Annotated in this window: 1 protein-coding gene; it reads right to left on the reverse strand. The window is 57.6% G+C overall.

Annotation, left to right across the window (positions count from 1 at the left end; all coding sequences use genetic code 11):
- Positions 1 to 609, reverse strand: a 609-nt coding sequence (locus tag WCT94_RS20720; RefSeq protein WP_336871601.1) for an Ig-like domain-containing protein, incomplete at both ends; no start/stop codon positions are given.

Here is a 609-nt window from a genome sequence, read left to right on the forward strand (position 1 = left end):
CGTCGCACTCACATCACCGTTGGCGGCCAGTACAGAGCCGGGAACGTTGACGCTCCAGGTTTTGCCGTCGGTATTGACGGTGGTCTGGTAGGTCTCGGTGCCCACTTTAACGGTAACCGCATCACCCGCTTTGACGTCGTTATCGACTTTACCGCTGACGGTTATGGTCTGGCCGGATTCGCTGGCGTTAATCACGTTATCCGACGTCACATCGTCGATTGTAATGGACGCGGTCGGCGCAACGGTGTCGACACCATAAGCATGGCTGGTGTTGGCGGTGGTGACATTACCAGCTGGGTCGCGCGTGGTGACGGTCGCGCTCACATCACCATTGGCGGCGAGTACAGACCCCGGAACATTCACGCTCCAGGTTTTACCATCGGCATTGACAGTGGTCTGGTAGGTCTCGGTGCCGACTTTAACCGTAACCGCATCGCCCGCTTTGACGTCGTTATCGACTTTACCGGTGACGGCAATCGTCTGCCCGGATTCGGCCGCGTTAATCACGTTATCGCTGGTGACATTGTCGATAGATATCGATGCGGTTGGCGCAATGGTGTCTACGCCGTAAGCGTGGCTGGCATTCGCGGTCGTGACGTTACCTGCCGG

It is taken from the genome of Pectobacterium sp. 1950-15 (genome assembly GCF_037136835.1).
In the GTDB taxonomy this organism is placed as follows: domain Bacteria; phylum Pseudomonadota; class Gammaproteobacteria; order Enterobacterales; family Enterobacteriaceae; genus Pectobacterium.